Annotated in this window: 21 protein-coding genes, 1 CRISPR repeat array and 1 riboswitch (1 of these 23 cut by a window edge); of the genes, 9 read left to right on the forward strand and 12 right to left on the reverse strand. The window is 29.6% G+C overall.

The features are described 5' to 3' along the window. Positions 1-106: 106 nt before the first annotated feature. On the reverse strand, positions 107-1,507 hold the full coding sequence (locus HMPREF1253_RS04330) for a VanW family protein (RefSeq protein WP_023055605.1): 1,401 nt from the start codon (positions 1,505-1,507) through the stop codon (positions 107-109). Beyond that, positions 1,504-2,139: an endonuclease III gene (gene nth, locus HMPREF1253_RS04335; protein ID WP_023055525.1), complete on the reverse strand. Its 636-nt coding sequence runs from the start codon at positions 2,137-2,139 to the stop codon at positions 1,504-1,506. The genes HMPREF1253_RS04330 and nth overlap by 4 nt, the downstream gene beginning before the upstream one ends. Before the next feature lie 128 nt (positions 2,140-2,267). Here nth and HMPREF1253_RS04340 point away from each other — a divergent pair, with 128 nt between their 5' ends. The 3 genes from HMPREF1253_RS04340 to HMPREF1253_RS04350 are packed head-to-tail and all read left to right on the forward strand — an operon-like array spanning position 2,268 to position 4,573. Continuing rightward, complete coding sequence (locus HMPREF1253_RS04340; protein WP_023055591.1) at positions 2,268-2,627, forward strand: GntR family transcriptional regulator; 360 nt, start codon at positions 2,268-2,270, stop codon at positions 2,625-2,627. Between the two features lie 7 nt (positions 2,628-2,634). Then, positions 2,635-3,483 (forward strand): ABC transporter ATP-binding protein, encoded by an 849-nt coding sequence (locus HMPREF1253_RS04345; protein ID WP_023055496.1) that lies wholly within the window; start codon positions 2,635-2,637, stop codon positions 3,481-3,483. Continuing rightward, the gene (locus HMPREF1253_RS04350) at positions 3,473-4,573 is read left to right on the forward strand and encodes a hypothetical protein (RefSeq protein WP_023055603.1); all 1,101 of its coding nucleotides are present in this window, start codon (positions 3,473-3,475) and stop codon (positions 4,571-4,573) included. Before HMPREF1253_RS04345 ends, HMPREF1253_RS04350 begins: the two co-directional genes overlap by 11 nt. A gap of 54 nt (positions 4,574-4,627) precedes the next feature. Here the strand turns inward: HMPREF1253_RS04350 and HMPREF1253_RS04355 are convergent, their stop codons facing one another. Further along, entirely contained in the window at positions 4,628-5,197 is a 570-nt protein-coding gene (locus tag HMPREF1253_RS04355) for a thymidine kinase (RefSeq protein ID WP_023055495.1), read from the reverse strand. A 101-nt stretch (positions 5,198-5,298) separates the two neighbouring features. On the opposite strand from HMPREF1253_RS04355, the gene HMPREF1253_RS04360 reads away from it, so the two are divergent. Next, a complete protein-coding gene (locus HMPREF1253_RS04360) occupies positions 5,299-6,153 on the forward strand; it encodes an aldo/keto reductase (protein WP_023055600.1) in 855 nt (284 codons plus the stop codon). Between the two features lie 47 nt (positions 6,154-6,200). Here the strand turns inward: HMPREF1253_RS04360 and HMPREF1253_RS04365 are convergent, their stop codons facing one another. The 5 genes from HMPREF1253_RS04365 to HMPREF1253_RS04385 form a co-directional block, all read right to left on the reverse strand. Further along, a complete protein-coding gene (locus HMPREF1253_RS04365) occupies positions 6,201-6,542 on the reverse strand; it encodes a type II toxin-antitoxin system PemK/MazF family toxin (protein ID WP_023055530.1) in 342 nt (113 codons plus the stop codon). A gap of 8 nt (positions 6,543-6,550) precedes the next feature. Continuing rightward, entirely contained in the window at positions 6,551-7,681 is a 1,131-nt protein-coding gene (locus tag HMPREF1253_RS04370; protein ID WP_023055519.1) for an NAD(P)H-hydrate dehydratase, read from the reverse strand. Beyond that, on the reverse strand, positions 7,678-8,673 hold the full coding sequence (locus tag HMPREF1253_RS04375) for a glycosyltransferase family 4 protein (RefSeq protein WP_023055579.1): 996 nt from the start codon (positions 8,671-8,673) through the stop codon (positions 7,678-7,680). Before HMPREF1253_RS04375 ends, HMPREF1253_RS04370 begins: the two co-directional genes overlap by 4 nt. A gap of 117 nt (positions 8,674-8,790) precedes the next feature. Then, positions 8,791-9,585: a nitroreductase family protein gene (locus HMPREF1253_RS04380; RefSeq protein WP_023055498.1), complete on the reverse strand. Its 795-nt coding sequence runs from the start codon at positions 9,583-9,585 to the stop codon at positions 8,791-8,793. Beyond that, positions 9,576-10,103, reverse strand: coding sequence for a phosphatase PAP2 family protein (locus HMPREF1253_RS04385; protein WP_023055583.1), 528 nt, complete (start codon positions 10,101-10,103; stop codon positions 9,576-9,578). The genes HMPREF1253_RS04380 and HMPREF1253_RS04385 overlap by 10 nt, the downstream gene beginning before the upstream one ends. A 75-nt stretch (positions 10,104-10,178) precedes the next feature. On the opposite strand from HMPREF1253_RS04385, the gene HMPREF1253_RS04390 reads away from it, so the two are divergent. The 5 genes from HMPREF1253_RS04390 to HMPREF1253_RS04410 all read left to right on the forward strand — a co-directional run bounded on the left by HMPREF1253_RS04390 (position 10,179) and on the right by HMPREF1253_RS04410 (position 15,869). After that, entirely contained in the window at positions 10,179-12,005 is a 1,827-nt protein-coding gene (locus tag HMPREF1253_RS04390; protein WP_036739457.1) for an ATP-dependent helicase, read from the forward strand. A 56-nt stretch (positions 12,006-12,061) separates the two neighbouring features. Beyond that, positions 12,062-12,164: riboswitch (TPP riboswitch) on the forward strand. A 49-nt stretch (positions 12,165-12,213) separates the two neighbouring features. Further along, complete coding sequence (thiW, locus tag HMPREF1253_RS04395; protein ID WP_023055514.1) at positions 12,214-12,735, forward strand: energy coupling factor transporter S component ThiW; 522 nt, start codon at positions 12,214-12,216, stop codon at positions 12,733-12,735. Next, positions 12,725-13,543, forward strand: a complete 819-nt coding sequence (thiD, locus tag HMPREF1253_RS04400; RefSeq protein ID WP_023055615.1) for a bifunctional hydroxymethylpyrimidine kinase/phosphomethylpyrimidine kinase — start codon at positions 12,725-12,727, stop codon at positions 13,541-13,543. Before thiW ends, thiD begins: the two co-directional genes overlap by 11 nt. After that, a complete protein-coding gene (locus HMPREF1253_RS04405) occupies positions 13,533-14,930 on the forward strand; it encodes a hydroxyethylthiazole kinase (RefSeq protein ID WP_023055540.1) in 1,398 nt (465 codons plus the stop codon). Before thiD ends, HMPREF1253_RS04405 begins: the two co-directional genes overlap by 11 nt. Positions 14,931-15,086: 156 nt before the next feature. Then, positions 15,087-15,869, forward strand: a complete 783-nt coding sequence (locus HMPREF1253_RS04410; protein ID WP_023055516.1) for a DUF4300 family protein — start codon at positions 15,087-15,089, stop codon at positions 15,867-15,869. Positions 15,870-15,909: 40 nt separating this feature from the next. On the opposite strand, the gene HMPREF1253_RS04415 is transcribed toward HMPREF1253_RS04410, so the two are convergent. The 4 genes from HMPREF1253_RS04415 to HMPREF1253_RS10465 form a co-directional block, all read right to left on the reverse strand. Next, positions 15,910-16,737, reverse strand: coding sequence for an exodeoxyribonuclease III (locus HMPREF1253_RS04415; RefSeq protein WP_023055623.1), 828 nt, complete (start codon positions 16,735-16,737; stop codon positions 15,910-15,912). Positions 16,738-16,933: 196 nt separating this feature from the next. Further along, entirely contained in the window at positions 16,934-17,269 is a 336-nt protein-coding gene (locus HMPREF1253_RS04420) for a YjcQ family protein (protein ID WP_023055479.1), read from the reverse strand. An 18-nt stretch (positions 17,270-17,287) separates the two neighbouring features. Further along, positions 17,288-17,452 carry a hypothetical protein gene (locus tag HMPREF1253_RS10100; protein ID WP_155803731.1) on the reverse strand — a complete coding sequence of 55 codons (165 nt, stop codon included), beginning with the start codon at positions 17,450-17,452 and terminating at the stop codon, positions 17,288-17,290. A 328-nt stretch (positions 17,453-17,780) separates the two neighbouring features. Continuing rightward, positions 17,781-17,918 carry a hypothetical protein gene (locus HMPREF1253_RS10465; protein ID WP_155803732.1) on the reverse strand — a complete coding sequence of 46 codons (138 nt, stop codon included), beginning with the start codon at positions 17,916-17,918 and terminating at the stop codon, positions 17,781-17,783. 161 nt (positions 17,919-18,079) lie between these two features. Continuing rightward, positions 18,080-19,869: direct repeats of the CRISPR family, unit length 30 nt; unit sequence ATTTCAATACATCTTATGTTGTTGTTCAAG; it runs 21 nt beyond the window's last position.

The raw sequence follows: 19,869 nt of genomic DNA on the forward strand, positions 1-19,869 counted from the left end.
AAAGCTAAAAAAGAGAGCCCTTTAAAGCTCTCTTAAAAATTTTAATCATTATTTTTCTTTTTCTTTCTTGATGACTTTTTATTTTTTTTGTTGCTGTCATCAGATTTTATTTTATTTTTCTTTTTTTATTTTCTCTTTTGCTATCTTCATCATTGTTTGTATTTTTCTTTGAAGTCTTTTCTCCTTCGCCTATAATGACAACACGATTTTGAGAAATATAGTTTGAATTGGAAATTTTTTCGCTTTTTAAAACTTTTCCGTCTTTTATATAGTCTTTATAAGTTTCATAGTAATATCCCTTTGAACCTCTTTTTTCAACTTCCACTTCACCTTCAGGAATTTGATCTGAATATTTTGTAATACTTTCCGGTTCACTTACAGAAATCCTAACTGGTCTTAAATTAATTTCATAGGGAAGATCTCCCTTATTTCCAAAAACTAAAAATTCAAGTATCCTTCCATCTGTTGATGCATCAATGTAAATTGGATGGGAGAGATTATTTTTAAATTTTAAATCTTTAAAGCCAGTTGCTACGGCAGCATCTGTTCCCATGTCTACATAATTAACAGGCCTCGAATGATTTGACCTTTCTAAAATTTCAATATCAGCCCTTGCAAGGGCATTGTATAAAGTTGTTGATACTTGGCAAATTCCTCCGCCCAGTCCTCTGTCAAATTCTCCGTTGATAATTACTCCTGCATTTTTATAGCCTTTATCTTCAGATATATCTCCAATGATGCCGTTAAAAGATATTTCCTGGCCTGGTTTTATTAAAAGTCCCTTAAGAGATGAAGATGCTAAAGAAATATTTTCTTTTCTGTTTTTTTCGCTCCTGCTATAATCTGTTGAAAATCTTGACAAAAGTCCATCTATTCCTGAAAAATAATCTTTTTTTACTTTAGGATAGATGGGAAGGCTTTTTAAAACCAATTCCTCTTTTTTGTGAACGTCATTTTTTAATTTTTCCCTTGCATCTTTTGCATCTAAATATCTTCCGTCCTTTTCTCCCTCAAGGGAAAAATTTCCTTCTTTAAATGAAAGACGAGCATCAAGGGCAGGCCTATAAACTTTATCAACTAAATAATTTATTGCATTTTCAACTTTTTTATCTTCAAAAGTTTCATCCATATTTATATTTTTTTGTAAAATTGGAAGGCTTACCACCCTAAAAAAATTTTCTATACTTGATTTGTTTCTTCCCGTTTCAAAAGCTTCTTTTAAAGCTTTTTCAATATCTCTTTTATAACCTAAATCTTCAAGGGTAACAAAATATTTTTCTCCATCAAGATCAAAAGTTATTTTATCGCTTTCAGGTTTTGTGCCCTCAGAAAGTTTTAATTTTGCTTGTTCCAAGTTTAAGTTGGAAAGACTTATTCCAGAAACTTTAACCCCAGGATAAATTTTATCCGAATGGGAAATAAAAGCAAAATAAAATAGAGAGATACCTATGAGAGATAAGATTAAAACAATTAAAATTTTTACATTTTTAGTCATTTTTTTAATCATTTTTCGCTCCACTTACATAAATTTTTTACAGGACAAATTAAACATTGAGGCCTTCTTGCACTGCAACATCTTCTTCCATGAAAAATGAAAAGATGATGAGCTTTTGACCATCTTTCTTTTTTTATTTTTTTCATAAGGGCAAATTCCGTTTTTTCAGGACTGTCCTCAGCTACAATTCCAATTCTATTTGTAACTCTAAAAACATGAGTGTCAACTGCAATGGCCTCTTGACCAAAACAATTACTCAATATAACATTTGCCGTTTTTCTTCCCACGCCAGGAAGTTTTATAAGTTCCTCTAAAGAACTTGGAACTATGCCCCCATAATTATTTAAAATTTCAAAACTTGCCCCATAAATATTTTTCGCCTTATTTCTATAAAAACCACAGGATTTAATTAAAGGTTCAATTTTTTCCGGCCCAAGTTTTACAAAATCTTCAGGCTTATTATAATTTTTAAACATTTCGCCCGTAACCTTATTAACTCTTTCATCAGTACATTGAGCAGAAAGAATGGTTGCTACTAAAAGTTCAAAAGGACTTTTATGCTCCAGCTGACAATGGGCGTCTGGGTAAGTTTTTTCCAAAATATCTAAAATAATATCAACATCTTTTTTGCTTAAAGTTTTCATAAAATGATTATATCATAAAAAAATTTTTACCTTAATTTGCAATAAAAAAGTTTAAAAAAATATTTGCAATAAAGTTTTAACTGTTATATGATTTAATAAAATATATAACAGTTGTGTTGGAGGTGACTATGGAAATATTTTTAAATGATACGAAGGATCCTCTTTATTTAAAAATATTTTTTGCTATTAGGGAAAAAATAATGCTTGGCCAATTAAAAAATAATGAACAGCTTCCCTCCGTAAGAGAACTGTCTACTCAACTTAACGTTTCAGTTCTTACAGTTAAAAAAGCTTATGATGAATTAGAAAAAAACGGACTTGCCTTTACTATAGCTGGTAAGGGTTCTTTTGTAAAAAATATTGGAATTGATTCCATTAAAGAAAATAAACTTTTGGATATTCAAAAAATTTTAGAAAAAATATTAGAAGATGCAGAAAGTTTTGGAATTACAAAAGATGATATTGAAAATATAATTAAATATTTGTGAGGTTATTATGTTAATTATTAAAGATGTAAATAAAAAATTAGGTGACTTTAATTTAAAAAATATAAATTTGGAACTTAAACAAGGTTTTATTCTGGGACTTATAGGAGTAAACGGAGGGGGAAAAACCAGTTTAATTAAGCTTATTATGAATATAATAAGCCCAGACTCAGGAAATATAGAAATTTTCGGAATTGAAAATTTAAGAAAAAATAACAAAGAGATAAAAGATAAAATTGGCTTTGTCTTAGATGAATTTCCCTTTAAAGAGTATCCCCACTTAACTCTTAGTGATATTTGTGATTTGTTTAAAAAAGTCTATTCCAATTTTAGCGAAAAAGAATTTTTAAATTTAGTAAAAGAATTGGATTTTCCCCTCTATACAAAAGTTAAAAATATGAGTAAAGGTCAACTTTCAAAAGCTCAAATAGCCCTTGCCCTTTGCCATAAGGCAGAGCTTATTGTTATGGATGAACCTTCATCAGGTCTTGATCCCTTAGTAAGAAGAAAATTTTTGGCATTAATAAGAAAATATGTAAATGAAAATAATGCTTCCGCCATTTTTTCAACTCATATAACTGAAGACCTTGAAGGTTATGCAGATTATATAAGTATAATTGATGACGGAAGAATTATAAAAAATTTGATGATAGAAGATTTAAACGACTATAAAGTTGTAAATCTGGAAAAAAATTCTCAAAAAAATATTGAAGATTTTTCTTTAATCGGTAAGGAAGATAAGGATTTTTATATTGAAGGCCTTGCTTACAAAATAGAAGCTGATCAAAATGTAAATGTTAGAAATGCAAACTTAGTAGATTTACTTTATTACTATCACAGGAGTAATCATGAAAAATAAATTTAAATTATTTGGAAAAAATATTATATTAATTATTCTTTACTGCAACCTTATGAGCACTGTTTTTATTATTAATAACTTTTCAAAAAATTATAGGGTTCTTTTATATGCTATAGCTATGTTTTCCTCAATGATGATAATATTTAACAATTTTCATAAGATCTATCCCCTTCTACCTGTAAATATAAATTTATTTAATTTTTTGAAGGGTCAAATAGGTTTTTTAAGTATTTTTTATTTTTTATCATTTGGAATGCTACTTTTAAAAGAAAATTCAAAGCTCTATTTTTTACACAACTACCTGTCAATTATGTTTTTTCTTAATTCTTTTGCAGTATGCAATCAGTCAACATTAAAAGTTCCAAAATTTTTACAGGGAAACAGCTTTCTTTTATATTTTATTCTTTACGGCCTAATTATTTATTTTTCAAATATACCCCTTCTTTATTTAACTCTAGGTCTTTTGTTTTTAAATGTAATTTTACTCTTAATCTCAAATAAGCTTTATTTAAGTAATAGGGATAGCGACTTAGAAAAAAGTCCAGGAAAATATATAATTGTGGATGACAATTTTATCTATCTTAGATCTTTTTTAGGGATAATTTTATTTATCCTAGCTTTCACTTTAATTTTAAAAAAAGATAATATAATTTTAGCTCCTATTGCAGTCTCTTCAATCCTTTTATCCATGCAAATTTATGCTTATTCAATGTATAAAATGCTTCTACCCTTTGATCAAAAGAAAATTGTTTTGAAAAAATTTTTCCTTATTAATTTTTTTGGACCCTTAATTTTTTTACTTGCCCTGGGAATAAAAAGCGAAAGTCTTCAACATATAAGTTTTTATTTAATTTTTATTGAAATTTTCTCAAATTTTACATTTTTACTTTTAAATTTAAATCTTAAAGTTAATCTTGTAACTATTATTTCCTATTTTGTCGCCTTTATTTTCTTTCCCTTAGGAAGAGATTTTATATTTAAACCTGATTTTATAATAAGTCTTTTTGTTTTAAGCCTTGTCTTTTCCCTTTGGCTTTTTTATAGAAATTTTGAAGACCTTGATTATAGCAGGGAATTTTTGCTTAAATAAAATAAAAGTTTGAATTTGTTTCATTAAAAGAAATTAAATTCAAACTTTTATTTTTTATTTGTTTTTTAATTTGTTGTAACAATTTCTGCAAAGAGGTTCATATTCATCTTGAGCACCTATAACAAGTCTTTCTTTCTCTTTTGATTTTCTATGGGATACCCAAGCATCACTTCCACATTTAACACAAACTGCATGATGCTTATAAACATAGTCGGCCTTGGGCATTAAGTCTTTAACTATTTCAAAAGGCTTGGCTTCAAAATCCATATCCAGGCCTGCAACTACAACAGTTTTTCCACGATTTAAAAGTTCCTCAATAACTTCAAGAATTTTTTGACTGGGACCCTCTAAAAATTGAATTTCGTCTATTCCCACAACATCAGCATCATTTTCTTTAAAATAATTTATAATATCTTCAATTGAAACTACAATTTCCGCATCCATTGAAGTTTTATCATGGGTTACAATTCTTTTTACATCATACCTCTTGTCCACTGCCGGCTTAAAGGCAACTGTTCTATATTTTGCAATTTTAAATCTCTTTATTTCTTTTTCAAGACTCGATGTTTTTCCTGAAAACATTGAACCTGTATGTACAATTAATTTTCCTTTATATTGATGCATAAAAAACCTCCTTTGTAATTATAACATTTTACTTATAAATTTAAACTAATGGGTATGAATAATAAGAAGTTAAATTAATATTATTTTTGAAAGGAGAAAAAATGGAATATATAAAAAGTGAATCTGGTCAAGACTTTCCTATGGTAGGTTTTGGAACTTTTAAGATGAAAGATCCTGAAATTTTAGAAAAAATGATTGATGGAGCTTATAAAATCGGATACAGATTTTTTGATACAGCTTGGGTTTATAAAAATGAAGGAATGATTGGAAATATTTTGGAAAATTTAAAAATAAGAAAAAATATTGCCCTTGCCACAAAAATTTGGCCCAAAGATTTTAAAAAAGATGATACTAAGATGAGCATTGAAAGATCTCTTAAAGATTTAAAGACCGATTATTTAGATGTAATGTATTTACATTGGCCTGGAGATTTTTCAGATCAAGCTTGGAAAGTTATGGAAGATTATTATGAACAAGGAATAATTAAAAATATTGCCGTAAGTAATTTTACGCAAAAACATTTGGAAAAATTATCTTTAAGTGCAAATATAAAACCTATGCTCGATCAAATTGAGCTTCATCCTTATTTACAATTAAATGAACTTGTTGATTATTTAAAGAAAAATAAAATTATTCCCCTTGCTTGGAGTCCCCTTTCAAGAGGAAATTCATCTTTATTAAATGACCAAGTTTTGGAAAAAATCGGAAAAAAATATAATAAAACTTCTGCACAAATAGCCCTTAAATTTAATATTGAACGTGGTGTTATTGTAATCCCTAAAACAAATCATATTGAACGTGCAAAAGAAAATTTCGATTTATTTGATTTTAGTTTAACCAAAGAAGAAATGGACCAAATTAAAAAAATTGATAAAAATGAAAGAAGCGGCGGAGATCCTAATGACGATGAATATTTAAGAAATACTCAGTATTCAGACAGGTGGAAAGAAGTTTAAAAAAAAGAGACCATAAAGGTCTCTCTTTTTTTCCCGTATTTTATGTATTATAGGTTTAGGCTTACTCTAAGTGCCTTATCAATCTTAGTCATTATTTCATCGGGGAATGAGCCGATTTTTTCTCTAAGTCTTTTTTTATCAATTGTCCTTATTTGTTCCAGTAGGACAACTGAATTTTTAGGTAAGGCAAGTCCCTTTGCCATTACGTTTATATGGGTGGGAAGTCGTGCTTTATTCAGCCTTGATGTAATTGCCGCAACAATAATTGTCGGAGAATATTTATTTCCCACATCATTTTGTAATACTACTACGGGCCTTACGCCCCCTTGCTCTGAACCGATTACCGGTGAAAGGTCTGCGTAAAATAAATCCCCTCTCTTAATTATCATAAAAACACCTAACTTAATGCCATTATAGCTTGAGGTATGTACTCCACTATGTCCGAAGCGGTCATAGATTCCTGACCAAGTTTATCCTTTGCGAAATCTCCTGCAAGTCCATGAATATAAACTCCCAGTTTTGCTGCAAAGAAGGGCTCAAATCTGGAAAGTAATGCACTTACTATTCCTGATAAAACATCACCGGAACCTGCTGTAGCCATTCCCGGGTTGCCGGTTGGATTTATGTATATATTTTTACCCTCACTTATTATTGTACCATTTCCTTTTAAAATTAAAATCAAATTATAGTCTTTTGCGAAAGATTTTACAATATTTTCTCTGTCACTTAATATTTTTTCTATTGATAAGTTTGTTAATCTTGAAAATTCTCCTAAATGTGGTGTTAAAATTTTCTGTTTTGATAGAGGTCTTAAATTTTTTGAAAAAATTGTTAAGGCATCGGCATCTATTACCATTGGTCTATTAATTTTTATAACTTTTTCAAATATTTCTTCTGCCCTTTTATCTGTTCCCATTCCAGGTCCCATGCAAATGGAGGACATTTCTTTTAAACTTTCAAAATTATAGCCCCCATAAATAGCTTCAGGAACTTTTATTTGAAGAATGTTTTTTATTTCTTCCGGGCAATAATTAAAGACCATACCTGCTCCAGATCTTAAAGCGGCTTTACTTGCAAAAAAAGCACATCCACTCATATTTTCTCTTCCGGCAACTATTCCTACCCTTCCCATGTCTCCTTTATAAGCGTCTATTGGCCTTTTAAAGACTCCTTTAAAGTCATTAGGTATAATTACATCATTATTTTTTATCTTAGCTATAGAAACGGCTGTGGCTTTCTCGTGAGATATGGAAATTTCAAAATTTATATTTTTATATTTGCCTCTTGGAATTCCATTTTCATGAATTACCTGCAAATCTTTAAAAGTTATCTTACCTATACCGGTTTTCATTGCCTTTGCCATTGCTTCTTTTGCGGCAAAAATTCCCGCCATACTTTCTTGTGGATATTTTTTTTTGGAAAAATATAAGATTTCATCCTCAGTAAAAATTTTATTTGTAAAACTTTCTCCATATTTTTCCAAAAGTCTTTCAATTCTTTTTATATCGACAATATCAATTCCAATCATAATTTTAAAGCCCTTTCATAATAAGTTTTAAGCTTATCTCCTGTAGCTTCAATGCTGTTTTTTTCCACAAGTTTATAGCCTTGTTCCCTTAGAGAAGGTAAAGTTTTCTCTATAATGCCACAAATTTTTTCTTCAAAACCGTCTATATCTTTAGCCTTATAAATTTCCTCTCCATCTTTTATATCCCTATAAATTTCAATATCTCTAATAAGAGAGTCCGTCTTCATGGCAAGAGCTTCAAGAAGGACTATACCCTCTGTTTCTTCATAGGTCGGGAAAAAAAATAGGTTTGCTCTTGCATAGGCACTTCTTAAAAAATTTCTGTCCACATAGCCTGGAAAATGTAAGTTTGGAAGTTCAGTCTGCACTGCATTTTTTACTTCTTTGGGAACAAGTTTAAGGTCTAAATAACCGAACCAATAAAATTCATATTGGGGCAGCCTTTTAGCAAGCTCTACAAAATCGAGAATTCCCTTTCTTTTAATGTAAAGACCCACAGAAACAATAACTTTTTTCCCGTAACTTTTAAATTTTTTATCAAATTCATCAGCATAAGCTTTTTTATTTTGCCAAAATTCCAAATCAATACCATTGGAAATAGGATAAATTTCTTTTTTTATGCCGTAACTTTCAATTAGCTTTTTAGAATAATTTGTAGGAGTTAGTATTAAAGTTGAAGTTTTATAACATTTTGTAATCCACCATTTGAAAAAACCTGCCAAAGCATTGGAAAACAAAAAGGAATTTTTAAAATCTTCTTTTGTTGAATGAGCATGATAAACAACTTTTTTTCCTTTTTTCAATGCCTTTTTAGCAAAAAAATAAGACTTGGGAAAAATTGTATTTATATGCACAAGGTCAAAATCTTCCTTGGGATTGTCAGTGAAATCAACTCCAACTTTTTTCAGAGCAATTTCCTGATGTTTAATAGCCTTTCCAACTCCGCTTTCTTTAATTTTTTCATAATTATCCTTAAAAAGTAGCACTTTCATCTAATCACCATTTAGAATTATAACATCAATCTTATAAAAGCAATTATTAAAAATTAAATAAGTTTTTCTTAAAAAGTTTTTTGAATTTAAAAACCCCGTATAAAACGGGGTTAATTATTACATCTTAAATTTTGCAACTTCAAAATATTCGCCCTTGTCTTCAAGGATGTTTTCCCATTTGCCTTTTACTCCCATGTATTTTGCCATTTCTTCAAAATACATTTGAATAACGCCGCAATCTACAAGACTTCTTGAATCTTCAAGACCCTTTACCATGTATAAATAAACATAAGCATCTTTAATTACAAATCTCCAAGGTTGTAAATTTTTATGATTGGGAACAAATCTTATACTTGTGAAAATATCAAAAAGTCCTCTTTGTTCAAGAGTTTCCATACTTGCAGGCTTTGTAAAATCATCTTCAAAAACAATTTCATCAACTGCTTTTCTTGGGCTTGCATTGTCAGGATCAAATAATTTTTTTCCTAATGCATAGCCAAAGCCTATAAGATAATCTATGTTTTCTCCGCCTTCGCCGAAAGCAGCCTTGGCACTTGCTTCATCTACTTGATCAACTGTTATCCAACAAGTATCAAAATCTTCATTAACTATAATTGTATTTAGTTTTTCAAGAAAATATCCTTCTTTAAGTCTTACTTCAGATGATCTGTCTTTAAGTTTAAGTCCTATATAGTGGGGTGCATTAATCATAACTCCACAATATCCTGCTTTGCCTTTAAGGGAATCGGAAATAATTTTTCCGTTTTCAAACATTACAAAGCTTAAATCTTTTTCATTTTCCATTGTTTCTTGAGCTTTTTCTTTTATTAAACTCAATTTACTTTTTGGAATAGTATTGACTTCAAAATCCCTTACAGATTTTCTCTTCTGTAAAAAATTTGTTAATAACATAATAACCCCCTGTTTAGAAATTTACACACCAAAAAAACCACAATTAAAGCAATGACAATTCCGCCTACAACATCTGTAGGATAGTGAACTCCAAGATAAATTCTCGAAATGCTTATTAAAATTGCAAACAAAATCAAAGGTAAAAAAGCAAATTCATAAAATTTACTTACAACTAAAAATATTATCCAAGCTGCATTTGTGTGTCCTGAAGGAAATGAATAATCATAAAGTTCTATTCCAAAGGATTCCACATAATCATCAAACCAAGAAGGTCTTGGCCTTTGAGCAAGCTTTTTAAAAATTTGGACAAAAAGTTGCGAAATTACCATACAAATTGCATTTACTTTGCCTAGATTTGAATTTTTTATTAAAAATAGGCCTCCGCAAATTATAACAATTGATATTGGGTCTCCAAGACGCGTAAATAGCGGAAAAAATTTATCCATGTATTTGTTTTTTATTTTGCGGTTAATTATTGATATGAAAAAATCATCAAAATTTTTTAAAATATTTTTCATTGTCTTTATTATAATACACAGTCTATTTTTATTAAAGTGTTTTATATTTAGCCTTTTGTTATAATAAAAATGATTATGGAACTATCAAAAGAACAAAACCTTGCCGTTAATTTTTTAAAAGGCCCTGCCTTTGTTCTAGCAGTGCCCGGTGCAGGAAAGACAAGTATTTTAATTTTAAGAACTCACAATTTAATAAATATGGGCATAGATCCTAAAAAAATTTTAACTATAACTTTCTCCAAAAAATCTCAAATTGATATGGAGAAAAAATATATGGAACTTTTTAATGACAAAAAAGCAAAGTTTTCAACCATACACAGCTTTTGTTTCAGAATTTTAAGATATAACTCCAAATTAAATTCTAAGCCTTTAAAAATTCTCGAGGGTCAAAAAATTTCAAAATCAACTATTTTAAAAAATATATATTATGAATTTAATAAGACCGGTATAAATGAGGAAAATTTGGAAAAACTCCTATCCAATATTTCCTATATTAAAAATTTACTTTTAAACCCTCATGATTTTGCCAAGGAAAATAAAAATCTATGTAAAAATTTTTTAAATATTTATTTGGCTTATGAAAAATATAAATCAGATAAGGGACTTATTGATTTTGACGATATGCTTACAAAGACCTATGAACTTTTGCTTAAGGACAAAAAACTTTTAAAAAAAGTTCAGGATTCTTTTTCTTACATTCAAATTGATGAAGGCCAAGACACTTCCCTTGTTCAATATAAAATCATAGACCTTGTAGCAAAACCCCATAATAATATTTTTTTAGTTGCTGATGATGACCAATCCATCTATGGCTTTAGGGGCGCAAAAATTTCCGAGCTTTTTAAATTTAAAGATAAAAATAATCCTCAAGTTTTTATGCTTGAGGAAAATTACAGATCTACAAAAAATATTATAAATGCAAGCTCTTCTTTTATTGCAAAAAATAAAAAAAGGTTTGATAAAAAAATTATTGCAACAAGAGATTATCAAAAGCCAGTCCATCTTATAAAAGTTAAAAATCGCCATGAGCAATTTAAATTAATTGCAAGTTTTTTAAAGGGCAAATCCAATGCCATTTTATATAGAAATAACATAAGTGCTATAAGTCTTATAGAGTTTTTAGAAAAAAATAAAATCCCCTTTAATATTAAAGAGGGAAAAAATACTTTTTTTAACTCTACAATTCTTTTTGATCTTTTAAATATTTTAAGTTTTAGTAAAAATATGGGAGATTTAAGTTTACTTAAAAGTTTTTATTATAAGATTAAAGGCTATATTTCAAAAAATATGATAAATTTTTTGAAATATAAAAAAACCGATAATCTTTTTGAAGAGCTTTTAAACTATCCTAACCTTCCAAATTATTATAAAGATAATTTTCATGAGCTTATAATTGATTTTAAAGTTTTAAAAAACAAAAAAATTTATGATGCTTTAATTTTTATATTAAATGACTTAAAATATTTGGAATTTTTAAAAAGAAGTTCTGAAAATTTCGGCATGGCTTATAGGGATGCTCTTGAATATCTTGACACGATTTTATATTGTGCAAAAGATTTGGATTCTTTAGAGGAATTTTTAGGTCGCTTAAGGCATCTCCAATATTTAATTAAAAGACCTCAAACTTCTGAAGATTCAGTTTTTCTTTCCACCATTCATGGAGCAAAGGGCCTTGAGTTCGAAAATGTATTTTTAATTGATTTAATCCAAGGAAATATTCCCTCCTCTGCTTCTCTTGAAGCCTTAGAAAATATGTCTTCTGAAGCATATGAAGAAGAAAGGCGACTTTTTTATGTAGGTCTTACAAGGGCAAAAAATGACTTATATCTTTTTTATCCAAAATATTATCTTGATAAGGAAATGGAAATTAGTGAATTTTTTTCGGAAATGGAAAATTTATGATTTTGTAAAAAGTTTTTTCAGTGTTATAATAAAATAAATTAGGGAAACCTAAAATATATATATAAACCGGGAGCTTGATAACAGGCTGAGAGGGAACTGAGAGTTTCGACCGTACCTGATTTGGATAATGCCAACGTAGGGAAAAATTAGAAATAATATAAAACTTTCAGCTGCATTGTTAATCTTGTTTTCTCGGTAAGGAGATATTATGAAGTTTAAAACAAGAAAATTGACATTAGCAGCTGTTTTTATTGCAATTGGAGTAGTTTTCTCCTTTGTAAACATTCCTTTAGGCCTTGCTAAGTGCTACCCCATTCAGCATATGATTAATTTATTAGGTGCTGTTTTACTTGGACCTCTTTATTCAGTCTTGGTAGCATTTTGCATTTCTCTTATTAGAAATTTATCCGGCACAGGTTCTCTATTAGCTTTTCCCGGATCCATGATAGGAGCTTTTTTGGCAGGAATTTTATACTATAAGACCAAAAAATTATCCCTTGCCTTTTTTGGCGAAGTTTTTGGAACCGGAGTTTTAGGAGCACTTGTCGCCTACCCTGTTGCAAAATTTTTATTAGGCTCACAAGCTGCCGCTTTTGCTTTTATAATTCCCTTTGGAGTAAGCACTCTTGGTGGTTCACTTGTGGCACTTTTAATAATTCTTGCTCTTAAAAAGACAAATGTTAATGAATATTTAAATTCAGAAAGGACTCATGAAAAAAATGGATTTTAAAAAAGTTAAAACCGTCCTCACCATAGCAGGATCAGATTCCAGCGGAGGCGCAGGAATACAAGCGGACTTAAAAACAATGACTTCTTACAAACTTTTTGGTATGTCCGCCATAACGGCAATAACTGCTCAAAATACAGTTGGAGTACAATCCTCTCTTACTATTGAACCGGATATGCTAAAAGCTCAACTAACTTCAGTTTGTCAAGATATATTACCTGATGCGGTTAAAATCGGAATGGTTGCAAACACTGAACAAGTTAAGGTAATAGTTGAAATTATAGATAAATATTTAAAAGAAAAACCTATAGTCCTAGACCCGGTCATTACTTCTACCAGCGGATTTACCCTTGTTCCTGAAGAAACTATTGAATTTATGAAAAAAAATCTTTTCGGAAGAAGTATTGTAATTACACCTAACTTAATTGAAGCCGGATATCTGTATAAAGAAAAAATTGATAACTTGGAAAAAATGAAAGAAGCTGCAAAAGCTTTAGGAGAAGAATATAAATGCGGAGTTTTAGTTAAGGGAGGCCACCTATTAAATTCAAAAGATGATGTTCTTTACTACGATTCCAATTTATATGTAATGTCAGGAGAAAATGTAAATAATCCTAACACTCACGGAACTGGTTGTACTCTTTCCAGTGCCATTGCCTGCGAACTTGCATTGGGAAAAAATTTACCAGATGCTATAAAAGGTGGAAAAAATTATTTAACTGGAGCAATTAAATATGGTCTAAACCTGGGCTCAGGCCGAGGTCCCGTTTATCATATGTATAATTTAAAGGAAATTAAAAATGCAAATTAAAACATCTTTAATAAATCTTAGAAAACAATCCCCCCTTGTTCATGCAATTACAAATAGTGTCACAAGTTCCAGGGTTGCCGATATTATTCTATCCACAGGTGCAAGGCCTATGATGAGCGATTTTTCCATGGAAGCCCAAGAAATAACAAAAAATTCTCAAGCTCTTTTAATAAATTTAGGCATGCTTAATGAAGACAAAATGAAGGCTATAAGGCTTTCTTTAAAAACTGCCAATGAAAATAGTATACCTGTTGTCCTTGATCCCGTTGGAGTGGCAAGCAGCAAAGTAAGAAGAGATTTTGCAAACGAACTTCTTAAAAATTATAAATTTAGTGTCATTAGGGGAAATTACAACGAAATAAATTATCTTGTAAATAAAGTGGAATTTACAGGAGTTGACTCTCAAAATGAAGATGAAAATTTAAAAGAAAAAACCTTTAAAGACCTGGCAATTAAACTAAACGAAAAAACAAAGGCAGTCATTCTTATAAGTGGCAAATACGAAATTATAGCCGACTCTTCAAAAGTTTTCTCAATCCCAGGAGGAAACAATCTTCTAAGAAAAATAACCGGTGCAGGAGATATGGAAACGGGAATAATAGCAAGTCTTCTTGCAAAACCCCTTTCATCCTTTAAAGCTGCAACCATGGCAGGGATTTTTTTAAGACAAATTGCAAGTCAATGTGAAAAAAATAAAAGTATAAATCCTCAAGATATAATTATTGCCATGGGAAAGTTAGACGAATTTGAAGGCAACGCAACAATTTTAGAATCTCCCTATGAACTTAAAGAAGGACTTGTTTATGGACTTGATCCAGGAAATAATCTTTTAAAAATAAAAAATGCCTTAAAAGGAGGCATGGATATTTATCAAATAAGAGATAAGGAAGCTGACGATGAAACCCTTGGAAAAAAAGTCTTAAAAATTCGTGAAATAATGAAAGACTTTCCCTGTCTTTTAGTTATGAACGACAACTTAAAAGTTGCAAAAAAATATGATCTTGCAGTCCATTTAGGACAAGAAGATGAACTTATTTCAACAGCAAGAAAAGAACTTGGAAGAAATAAAATAATAGGGGCAACTGCAAAAAATCTTAAAGAAGCCATAATAGCAGAAAATATGGGAGCATCTTACATCGGATCTGGAGCATTTTTTAAAACTCAAACAAAAGATGACGCACAAATAATAAGCCTCGAGGACTTAAAAGATATTATTGACGGAGTAACAATCCCCGTATATCCCATTGGCGGAATCAACTTAAAAAATCTAAGCTACTTCAAAGAGATAAAGTTATCAGGAGTCTGTATGTCCAGTGCCATATTTTCAGAAGATCAAAATAAAATCGAAAATATAGTAAAAAATATAAGAAAAAAATTGAAAAAGTAAAATCCAGAAAAATATTTGCCATATTTTTCCCATAGAGGCAGGAACAAAATCCTGTCTCTTTTTTATTTGCTCAAAACCTTAAAAAAAATATATAAAACTTTATCTTTTTAATATTAGTGTAACTTTTAAAAAATTTTTTTAGTTTATAATAAAAATATGAAAAAGATAATTATATTTATAGTTTTAAGCCTTAGCTTAATTGCCTGTGGAAGCTCTGAACCTAAGTATTCAAACCTTGGCGATGAAAATAGTAAAGAAATACTAAGTAAACTTTTTGAAAAAAATAAACTTGATAATTTTGAAATACTTTTAAAAAATATTGAAGCTTTCAACTCAACAAATGAAAAAAATATTGTAACTTCTTGGAAAAAATTAAAGTTTGGACCCACTGACCCATCACAATTCAATGAAGATTACACAAAAACAAACAATCACTTGAATTGCAGAGAAAGTGTCGCCCTTTCAATTTTAAACTCCATTGAAGTTAAAGAAGAATCTGAAAAAGGAACCTACTTAATGTTTGACAGTCAAGAAATTAAATCCTTTCCTGAACTTAAAAATATAAATCCCTGTAAATTTTTTGGACTTTTCAATGAAATTGACGCAAAAAACATTGAAGAAAAAGATTTAAAAACTTTTTTACAAAAAGCCCTTGACTCTAAAAATATTCATTTTAAAAATACAAATGTTAAAACCGTTTTTGCCTATATTTACGACAAGTATGACCAAGTTTTATTTGTTGGCCATGCCGGTATTCTTATGGAAGATCAAAACTCAAAGGGATTTTATTTTTTTGAAAAACTTTCCTACTATGAACCCTATCAACTCACCTATTTCAAAAATAAAAGTCAACTAATAAAGCTCCTAAAATCTCGCTATACCTTTAATGATGACGTAAAAGAACCTATTATTGTAATGGATGGACAAGTTTTGGAATAAAAATAGACACACAAAATTTGTGTGTCCTTTTTTTATAAATTTAAAGTCCTATTTCAAGAAGAATCGGAGCGTGATCTTGCCTTTCTCCGGAATCCACCACTTCCGATTTTTTTATTAAATCTTTTATTTTATCGCTCACTAAAAAATAATCTATTCTCCAGCCGGAATTATTTATTTTTGAAGTTTTAACCCTTTGAGCCCACCAAGTATAAGCCCCCTCAACATCTCCGTGAAGATATCTGAAAGTATCAACAAAACCTCTATTTAAAAGATTTGTAAATCCTTCCCTTTCCTGGTCTGTAAAACCTGCAGACATATGGTTGGAATCAGGACTAGCCAAATCAATTTCCTTATGAGCCACATTAAAATCTCCACAAGCAACAATAGGCTTATTTTTATCTAAAGCCTCTAAATAATCACCGTACTTTATATCCCAAACCTGTCTTTCCTTTAGTCTTTTTAAACCATCTCCCGCATTAGGAGTATAAACTTGAGTAAAATAAAAATTTTCAAACTCTAAAGTTATTATTCTTCCTTCCAAATCCATTGTATCCGGAGCACCAATTTTGGGAAAAGATGCCTTCACCTGTAAATCTTTTTTGTAAAAAACCATATTTCCCGCATAACCCTTCCTTGCCGGAGGACAAGAAGAAACAAAATAAAAATTGTATTCAGATAATTTTTCTTCTAAAATTTCCAAATGTTTTTTAGTTGGACCCTTATCAGAAAGTTTTGTTTCCTGTATAGCAATAATATCCGGATCCTCATCTTTTATTGTTTTTAAAACTTGCCTTGAAAGTGAAGCCCTGGGGGATTCTCCCGTAAGAGCCGCATTTAAAGAATCTATATTCCAAGAAATAAATTTCATCATTCACTCCTTTTTTTATTTTTTGTTAAATATCCTTACAATTAAAAATTGTAACAAAGAAGCTTTTTTATTTCAAACCATAATAATTATCAAGAATTTTCTTTTAAGGTAAATTAAAAACATAAAAATGCATATTTAAAAAATCTTAGAAATTTTAAAAATTTTTATTTCTTTTTTTGTTTATCAAATATTTCTGTTATTCCTTTTGCATTTTTGAATTTTCTTTTAAATACTCAATTCCCTTTGATGTAATTTTTATCTCATCAAAGTCCGACAACAAAATATAATCTCCACCCCAGGCTTTTTTTACCACTAAATTTTTTATATAACCATCTTCTTGCATCATTAATAACACTTCTATGAAATATTCTTCAGAAATGTCATTAATACCTATAACTTTATCAAAAGTCATCTTTTCAAATGAAATTTTTCGTTTTAGAACAGCGTAATAGTACAAAAGAACCTTAAATACTATTACATCATAATCATCTTTAGCTATATTTGCCTCCAATAAAAAAAGCACATCTAACATTTTGTCGTCAGTGTGCTGTTAATCTTCTATAATTTCAAATTTTTCTGGATCATATAAATAATCTTCACCCGTGTCATCGATTATCCTTATAAATCCTTTTTCAAATCCTAAAGATTCATAAATTTTATTTTTTGTAAGTGAGATTCCCTCACTCTTCCCCAAATATTTAACTTTCATCTTCAAAAATCCTCTTTAATTTAATTTCTTCTCTTTGACCATTTGCCTCATACCAATGTATTTCTGCCTTTAATGATTTTCCTTTAAATTTTATTTTTGTAGTACCACTAATTTTTTACCATTTATTTTTGGGATGCTTATAAAAACTTTCTAATCTTGGAGCTTCTCTTATTGGAGTTTTTACCTATAACAATAACATTTTCAACTTTCTGACTATCAAATTTAACATGATCTGAACCAATAAATTTTATAGGATAATTTTTCCCCGAACCTTTTTTAAACCCATCTCTAGACAAGACACCTTTAATCAAAGTTTTGGGATTTTCAGAAAAATCTATCCTTTTGCTTTTAACACTTGTATTATCATCAGTCCATTTTTTAGACCAAACATCTTGCTTCTTACCATCTCCTGGTAAATAGTCAACTGTGCAGTTGCATCTCTGGTGTCTTCTATAAACGTCTTTTGGAACATTAGTGTATTCGTATACACCAACAACTTCTTTACACCAGTCACAACAACTTCCAACTTCTTTTCTTACAATTTTAGGAGTCAGACCCGAGTTATATTGAAAGTCTGCATTGGTTTTAATAGTATCATCAAAATGTTAGACTCTTTATTTAAAACGTCTTACTATTTCAATACATCTTATGTTGTTGTTCAAGTTCTGTTAATCCAAGGTTATACAATTTTACATTCCTATTTCAATACATCTTATGTTGTTGTTCAAGGTGATAGTGAGCTTGATAGCTTTCACTAAGGCTACACCATTTCAATACATCTTATGTTGTTGTTCAAGTTTAAGGCTTGTAGATACCATAGCGTTTTTAAAATCATTTCAATACATCTTATGTTGTTGTTCAAGCTGAATATACATTGCCGTCGCTGTCTACTGCTACATTTCAATACATCTTATGTTGTTGTTCAAGGCAGATCCTTTTTTGTCTATAACTTCTGCAACTATATTTCAATACATCTTATGTTGTTGTTCAAGCCATCTCCATAAATTGACCATCTTTTCCCAAAAAAAATTTCAATACATCTTATGTTGTTGTTCAAGAAATGCCATGGCAAACGCAACAGTATTAACAGTCGCATTTCAATACATCTTATGTTGTTGTTCAAGCTATGCTACTTTTAATTTTAATGCTCGCCATCGTAGGATTTCAATACATCTTATGTTGTTGTTCAAGAGAATTGAGGGTAAGAAACTATAAGAGTTTTAACTGATTTCAATACATCTTATGTTGTTGTTCAAGCTAGAACTAGAAAATATTCAGTTATTCCAAACACATTTCAATACATCTTATGTTGTTGTTCAAGTAGTAGATGCAAGCATAACTTTAACCGCGCTTGAGTATTTCAATACATCTTATGTTGTTGTTCAAGAATTAAAAGTGATTTTAGTTTAAATCAATTTATCATATTTCAATACATCTTATGTTGTTGTTCAAGCAACGTGTATATTCATCCACTCCTGTTGTTCCGTAATTTCAATACATCTTATGTTGTTGTTCAAGGAACTCAATTTCTCTACTATTCATAGTCTTCACCCGATTTCAATACATCTTATGTTGTTGTTCAAGTGCTGCTCCATACAGTCCATCAAAAATTAATCTTCCATTTCAATACATCTTATGTTGTTGTTCAAGATTTGATGATTTAAAAATTAATTTACAAGTTGGATCCATATTTCAATACATCTTATGTTGTTGTTCAAGATAGAAGAAAGTGCCAAGATTTTAAAAGCTAAGTTATTTCAATACATCTTATGTTGTTGTTCAAGCAAAAAAAGAATATCAAGAGGAAGTTGGCAATCGATATTTCAATACATCTTATGTTGTTGTTCAAGAGACGTTGTTACAGAGATGGAAATTTACAAAAGGCTATTTCAATACATCTTATGTTGTTGTTCAAGAAAAATTCTTATGATGTTTGGAATAACTTCAGAGTAATTTCAATACATCTTATGTTGTTGTTCAAGTTGAACGTCTTCGTATCTTTCAAAAAGCATTCCGTCATTTCAATACATCTTATGTTGTTGTTCAAGAATTCCGTTACACATCCTTTTTTGTCACTTAGTCCTAATTTCAATACATCTTATGTTGTTGTTCAAGACCAAAATAACCAAGCAGATGTGAGATAATATAAGTGATTTCAATACATCTTATGTTGTTGTTCAAGTTTTAAGAGCATATATGTAGAAGTTTACAATCCAGATTTCAATACATCTTATGTTGTTGTTCAAGTTAGGTAAATATGCTAAAAACAAAAACATCATAATAAATTTCAATACATCTTATGTTGTTGTTCAAGACTTTCTTTTTATGTTTCTTTGGATCTAGTACGTATTTCAATACATCTTATGTTGTTGTTCAAGCTATTCTTGGTGGTTCTTGTGCCACTACACCTATTGATTTCAATA

It is taken from the genome of Peptoniphilus sp. BV3C26 (genome assembly GCF_000478985.1).
In the GTDB taxonomy this organism is placed as follows: Bacteria; Bacillota; Clostridia; order Tissierellales; family Peptoniphilaceae; genus Peptoniphilus_B; species Peptoniphilus_B koenoeneniae.

Coding starts and splice junctions, on each gene's coding strand:
- HMPREF1253_RS04410 (WP_023055516.1), top strand. CDS start 15,087: ATGAAAAAGATAATTATATTTATAGTTTTAAGCCTTAGCTTAATTGCC.
- HMPREF1253_RS04390 (WP_036739457.1), top strand. CDS start 10,179: ATGGAACTATCAAAAGAACAAAACCTTGCCGTTAATTTTTTAAAAGGC.
- HMPREF1253_RS04365 (WP_023055530.1), bottom strand. CDS start 6,542: ATGATAATTAAGAGAGGGGATTTATTTTACGCAGACCTTTCACCGGTA.
- HMPREF1253_RS04380 (WP_023055498.1), bottom strand. CDS start 9,585: ATGTTATTAACAAATTTTTTACAGAAGAGAAAATCTGTAAGGGATTTT.
- HMPREF1253_RS04350 (WP_023055603.1), top strand. CDS start 3,473: ATGAAAAATAAATTTAAATTATTTGGAAAAAATATTATATTAATTATT.
- HMPREF1253_RS04415 (WP_023055623.1), bottom strand. CDS start 16,737: ATGAAATTTATTTCTTGGAATATAGATTCTTTAAATGCGGCTCTTACG.
- HMPREF1253_RS04340 (WP_023055591.1), top strand. CDS start 2,268: ATGGAAATATTTTTAAATGATACGAAGGATCCTCTTTATTTAAAAATA.
- HMPREF1253_RS04370 (WP_023055519.1), bottom strand. CDS start 7,681: ATGATTGGAATTGATATTGTCGATATAAAAAGAATTGAAAGACTTTTG.
- HMPREF1253_RS04405 (WP_023055540.1), top strand. CDS start 13,533: ATGCAAATTAAAACATCTTTAATAAATCTTAGAAAACAATCCCCCCTT.
- HMPREF1253_RS04375 (WP_023055579.1), bottom strand. CDS start 8,673: ATGAAAGTGCTACTTTTTAAGGATAATTATGAAAAAATTAAAGAAAGC.
- thiD (WP_023055615.1), top strand. CDS start 12,725: ATGGATTTTAAAAAAGTTAAAACCGTCCTCACCATAGCAGGATCAGAT.
- HMPREF1253_RS10465 (WP_155803732.1), bottom strand. CDS start 17,918: ATGTTCCAAAAGACGTTTATAGAAGACACCAGAGATGCAACTGCACAG.
- thiW (WP_023055514.1), top strand. CDS start 12,214: ATGAAGTTTAAAACAAGAAAATTGACATTAGCAGCTGTTTTTATTGCA.
- HMPREF1253_RS04360 (WP_023055600.1), top strand. CDS start 5,299: ATGGAATATATAAAAAGTGAATCTGGTCAAGACTTTCCTATGGTAGGT.
- nth (WP_023055525.1), bottom strand. CDS start 2,139: ATGAAAACTTTAAGCAAAAAAGATGTTGATATTATTTTAGATATTTTG.
- HMPREF1253_RS04385 (WP_023055583.1), bottom strand. CDS start 10,103: ATGAAAAATATTTTAAAAAATTTTGATGATTTTTTCATATCAATAATT.
- HMPREF1253_RS04330 (WP_023055605.1), bottom strand. CDS start 1,507: ATGATTAAAAAAATGACTAAAAATGTAAAAATTTTAATTGTTTTAATC.
- HMPREF1253_RS04345 (WP_023055496.1), top strand. CDS start 2,635: ATGTTAATTATTAAAGATGTAAATAAAAAATTAGGTGACTTTAATTTA.
- HMPREF1253_RS04420 (WP_023055479.1), bottom strand. CDS start 17,269: ATGTTAGATGTGCTTTTTTTATTGGAGGCAAATATAGCTAAAGATGAT.
- HMPREF1253_RS04355 (WP_023055495.1), bottom strand. CDS start 5,197: ATGCATCAATATAAAGGAAAATTAATTGTACATACAGGTTCAATGTTT.